Consider the following 5,420-nt stretch of genomic DNA (forward strand, 5'->3'; position numbering starts at 1 on the left):
GGGAGAAAGAGGGGGAAGAGAAGGGGAAAAAGGGAGGGAAAGAAGGGAAAGAGGAGGGGAGGGGAGAGAAGGGGGAGAGGAAAGAAAAGGAAGGAGGGAAAAAAGAAAAAGGGGAGGGGGGAAGGAAGAAAAAGAGGGGAGGAGGGGGGAGGGGGAGGGAGGAGGAAAAGGAGGAAGGGAAAGAGGAGGAGGGGGAAGGGGAGAGGAGAGAGGAGAGGAAAAAGGAGAGGGAGGAGGGGGGAAGGGAGAAGAGGGAGAAAGAAAAAAGGAGGGGAGGAAAGAAGAAGAGGGAGAAAAGAAGAAAGAGAGGGGAAGAGAGGAGGGAGGGGAGGAGGAAGGGAGGGGAGGGAGAGAAGGGGGAGAGGGAGGGGGAAGGAAAGAAGGAGGAGGAGGAAGGGAGGGAGGAGGGGGGAGAGGGGAAGGAGAAGGGAAGGGAGGAAGGGGAAAAAGGAGAAAAGGGGAGAAAAAAAAGGGAGAGGAAGAAAAAGAGAGAAAAAAGAAAAGAAGGGGAAGAAAAAGGGGGGGGAGAGAAAGAGAAGAAGGGGAAGAAGGGGGGAAGAAAGAGGGAGGAGGAAAGAAAGAGGAAGGAGAGGAGAGAGGAGGAGAAGGAAAAAAAAAAGAAAGGGAGGAAGGAGGAGGGGGAAAGAGGGAGGGAGGAAGAAAAGAGGAAAGAGAGGAGAGGAGGGGAGAGGAAGAGGGGGAGGAAGGAAAGGAGAAAGGAGAAGGAGGAGGGGGGGGGGAGAGGGGGGGAAAAGAGAAAGGGGGAGGAAGAAAGAGGAGAGGAGGGGGAGGAGAAGAAAAAGGAGGGGAGGGAAGAGGGGAGGGAGAGGGGGAGGAGGGGGAGGGAGGAAGAGGGGAGAAAGGAGAAGGAGGAAAAAGAAGAAGGAGAGAAGGAGGGGGGGGGGAAGGAGGAGGGGAAAGAGAAGGGAAGGAGGAAGGGAAAGGAGGGGAAAGGGAGGAGGAAAAGGAAGAAAGGGAGAGGGGAAAAGAAGGGGGGGAGGAGGGGAAGAAAGAGAAGAAAGGGAAAGAGAGGGAAAAAGAAGGGGAAGGAGGGGGAAAGGAGGAAAAGAGAAGGGAGAGAAAAGAAGGAAGAGGGGGAAAGGGAGGGGGGGGGGGGGAAGGGGGAGGAGAAAGGGGAGAAGAGGAAAGAGAAAAGGGAGAGGGAGGGGGGGGGAGAGGGGGAGAAAGAAGGGAAAAAAAAGGAAGAGAGGGAAAGGGAGGAGAAAGGGAGAGGAGAGAAAGAAGGGAAAAAAGAAAGAAAAAAAAAGAGGGAGAGAAGGAAAAAGAAGAGGGGAAGAAGAAGAAGGAGAAGAAAAGGAGGGAGGAAAAGGAGAAAAAGGAAAAAGAGGGAAAAGGAGGGAGGAAGAAAAAGGAAAAAGAGGGGGGAAGAAGAGAAGAAGGGAAAAAAGAGAGGGAAGAAGAAAGAAAAAAGAGAGAGGAGAGGGAGGAGGGGAAAAGGGAAGGGAGAAGAAGGGGGGGAGGAGAAAAAGGGGAAGAAAAAGAGGAGAAAAGGGAGGAGAGAGGAGAGAAAAAGGAGGGGAGGAGAAAAAAGGAAGAGGGGGAGAGAGGAAAGGAAGAAGAAGGGAAAAAGGGAGGAGAGGGAGGAGGAGGAGAAAAAGGAGAGGGAGAAAGAAGGAAGGAAGAAGGAGGGGGGAAGAAGGAAAGAGAAGGGGAAGGAGGGAGGAAAAGGAGAAAAGGAGAAAGAGAAGGGAGAAGAGAGAGAAGAGAGGAAGGGGAGAAAGGGAGAAAGAAAAGAAAGAGGAGGGAAAAAAAGGAAGAGGGGGAGGAGGAGAAGGGGAGGAAGAGGAGGGGAAAGGGAGGAAAGGAAGGGGGGAGAGAGGAGGAAAAGGGGGGGAAGGGGAGAGAGGAGAGGGGGGAAAGGGGAAAAGAGAGGGGAGGAAGAGAGGAGGAAGAGGAGGGGAAAAAAAGAAGAGGGAAGAAAGAAGGAGGAAAGGGAAGGAAAAAGAAGGAAGGGGAAAGAAAGAGGGGGAAGAGAGGAAGAGAAGGAAGGAGGAGGAAGGGGGGGAGGGAAAAGAAGAGGAGGGAGAGGGGAGGAAGAGGAAAAAAGGGGGGAGGGAGAAGGAAAGAGAGAGGGAGAGGAGAGGAGGGGAGGAGGGAGGGGAGGGGAAGAGGGAAGGGGGAGGAGAAAAGAGAGGGAAGGAGAAGGGGGAGGGGAGGGAGGAAGGAAGGGAGGAGGAGGGGAAGAAAGGAAAAAGGAAAAAGGAAGGGAGAAGAAGGGAAGGAGAGGAAGGGAAGGAAAAAAGGAGGAAGGGAGGAGAGAGGAAGGGGAAAGAAGAGGAAGGGGGAGAGGGGAAAGGGAGGGGAAGAGAAGGAAAAAAGGAAGGGAGGAAGGAAGAAGAAGAAAAAGGGAGGAAAAAAGGAAGGGAAGAAGGAGGGAGGGAAGGGAGAAAGGGAAAAAAAGGGAGGGAGAGAGAAAGGGGAGGAAGAAGAAGGGGAGAGGGAAGAAAGGAAAGAGGAAAGGAGAGAGGAGGGGGGAGGGAGGGGGGAAAAAAGGGGAAGGGAAGGGGAGGAGGAAAAGGAAGGGAGGAGAAAGGAGGGAGAAGAGGAAAAAGGGAGAAGAGAGGAGGAAGAAGGAAAGGGAAAAGAGGGGAGGAAGGGAGGGGAAGAGGGGGAGGAGGAGGAAAAGGGAAAAGAAGAAGGGGAGAGAGGGAGAAGAAGGAGAGAGGGAAGAAGGGGGAGAGAGAAGGAGGGAGAAAGGGAGGAGGGGAAGGGAGAGGGAAGAGAAGGGAGAAAGGGGGAAGGGGGAGGGAAAGAAGAGGAAAGGGGAGGGGGAAAAGGGGAGGAAGGGAAGGAAGGAGGGGGGGAAGGAAAAGAAGAGAAAGAAGGGGAAAAAGAAGGGGGAGAGGGAAAAGGAAGAGGGGAGGGGAAAGAGGAAAAAGGAGAAAAAGAAAAGAAAGAAGAAGGGGGGGAAGGGGGAGGGGAAGAGAGAGAAAAAAGAGGGGAAAGAGAAGGGGAGGAAGGAAAGGAAAGAGGAGAAAAAGAAGGAGAGGAAGAAAGAGGAGGAGAGGGAGGGGGGAAGGGGAGGAAAGAGAAAAAAAAGGGGGAAGGAGAAGAGGAAGAAGGAGAAGGAGAGGGAGAGAAAAAGGAAGAAGGAGAAAAAAGAGAGGGAAAGGAGGGGGAGGAAAGAGGAGGAGGAGAAGGGGAAGAAGGAAAAAGAAAGGGAGGAAGGAAGGAAGAGGGAAAAGGAGGGGAGGGAGGAAGGGGGAGGGAAAAAAGAGGAGGAAGAGGAAAAAAGGAAGGGAAGGGGAAGGAGAGAGAAGAGAGGGGAAGAGGGAGAGGAGGGGGAGGGAAAGGAAAAAAAGGAGGGAGGAAAGGGGGAGGGGAGGGGGAAAAAGAAAGAGAAAAAGGAGGGGAAGAGGGGAGGGGGGAAGGAGAAGGGAAAGAGGGGGAAGAGGGAGAGGGGGAGGGGGAAGAAGAAGGAGAAGAAAGAGAGGAAGGAAAGGAAAGAGAAAGGGGAGGGGAAGGAGAAAGAGAGGGAGGGAGAAAAGGGGGGGGAGGGAAAAGGGAAGAAGAGGGAAAGGGAGAGGAAGGAGGGGAGAAAGAGGGGGAAGAGAAGGGGAAAAAGGGAGGGAAAGAAGGGAAAGAGGAGGGGAGGGGAGAGAAGGGGGAGAGGAAAGAAAAGGAAGGAGGGAAAAAAGAAAAAGGGGAGGGGGGAAGGAAGAAAAAGAGGGGAGGAGGGGGGAGGGGGAGGGAGGAGGAAAAGGAGGAAGGGAAAGAGGAGGAGGGGGAAGGGGAGAGGAGAGAGGAGAGGAAAAAGGAGAGGGAGGAGGGGGGAAGGGAGAAGAGGGAGAAAGAAAAAAGGAGGGGAGGAAAGAAGAAGAGGGAGAAAAGAAGAAAGAGAGGGGAAGAGAGGAGGGAGGGGAGGAGGAAGGGAGGGGAGGGAGAGAAGGGGGAGAGGGAGGGGGAAGGAAAGAAGGAGGAGGAGGAAGGGAGGGAGGAGGGGGGAGAGGGGAAGGAGAAGGGAAGGGAGGAAGGGGAAAAAGGAGAAAAGGGGAGAAAAAAAAGGGAGAGGAAGAAAAAGAGAGAAAAAAGAAAAGAAGGGGAAGAAAAAGGGGGGGGAGAGAAAGAGAAGAAGGGGAAGAAGGGGGGAAGAAAGAGGGAGGAGGAAAGAAAGAGGAAGGAGAGGAGAGAGGAGGAGAAGGAAAAAAAAAAGAAAGGGAGGAAGGAGGAGGGGGAAAGAGGGAGGGAGGAAGAAAAGAGGAAAGAGAGGAGAGGAGGGGAGAGGAAGAGGGGGAGGAAGGAAAGGAGAAAGGAGAAGGAGGAGGGGGGGGGGAGAGGGGGGGAAAAGAGAAAGGGGGAGGAAGAAAGAGGAGAGGAGGGGGAGGAGAAGAAAAAGGAGGGGAGGGAAGAGGGGAGGGAGAGGGGGAGGAGGGGGAGGGAGGAAGAGGGGAGAAAGGAGAAGGAGGAAAAAGAAGAAGGAGAGAAGGAGGGGGGGGGGAAGGAGGAGGGGAAAGAGAAGGGAAGGAGGAAGGGAAAGGAGGGGAAAGGGAGGAGGAAAMGGAAGAAAGGGAGAGGGGAAAAGAAGGGGGGGAGGAGGGGAAGAAAGAGAAGAAAGGGAAAGAGAGGGAAAAAGAAGGGGAAGGAGGGGGAAAGGAGGAAAAGAGAAGGGAGAGAAAAGAAGGAAGAGGGGGAAAGGGAGGGGGGGGGGGGGAAGGGGGAGGAGAAAGGGGAGAAGAGGAAAGAGAAAAGGGAGAGGGAGGGGGGGGGAGAGGGGGAGAAAGAAGGGAAAAAAAAGGAAGAGAGGGAAAGGGAGGAGAAAGGGAGAGGAGAGAAAGAAGGGAAAAAAGAAAGAAAAAAAAAGAGGGAGAGAAGGAAAAAGAAGAGGGGAAGAAGAAGAAGGAGAAGAAAAGGAGGGAGGAAAAGGAGAAAAAGGAAAAAGAGGGAAAAGGAGGGAGGAAAGAAAAGGAAAAAGAGGGGGGAAGAAGAGAAGAAGGGAAAAAAGAGAAGAAGAAAGAGAGAAAAAAGAGAGAGGAGAGGGAGGAGGGGAAAAGGGAAGGGAGAAGAAGGGGGGGAGGAGAAAAAGGGGAAGAAAAAGAGGAGAAAAGGGAGGAGAAAGGAGAGAAAAAGGAGGGGAGGAGAGAGAAGGAGAGAGGGGAGGAGAGGAAGGAAGAAGAAGGGAAAAAAAAGAAAAAGAAGGGGGAAGAGAGGAGGAGAAAAAGGAGGAAGAAAGAGGAAGAAGGAGGGGGGAAGGGGAAAAAGGAAAAAAGAAAAGAAAGGAAGAGAAAGGGGAGGGAGGAGGGGGAAGGAGGGAAGAAGAAAAAGAAGAAGAAGAGGGAGGGAGAGGAGAAGAAGAGGAGGGCAAAAACGGACGAGGGGGAGGAGGAGAAGGGGCGGAAGAGGCGGGGCACGGGAGGAAAGGACGGGGGGAGAGATGAGGCACAGGGGGGGCAGGGGAGAGA

Annotated in this window: 1 protein-coding gene; it reads left to right on the top strand. The window is 53.6% G+C overall.

What is annotated here, in order from left to right:
* The coding region (locus tag A9310_RS26680) for a hypothetical protein (RefSeq protein WP_175401194.1) at nucleotides 1–5,396 on the top strand (5,396 nt) is incomplete at its 5' end.
* Nucleotides 5,397–5,420 lie beyond the last annotated feature (24 nt).

It is taken from the genome of Gordonia sp. UCD-TK1 (genome assembly GCF_001691435.1).
Lineage (GTDB): Bacteria > Actinomycetota > Actinomycetes > Mycobacteriales > Mycobacteriaceae > Gordonia > Gordonia hongkongensis.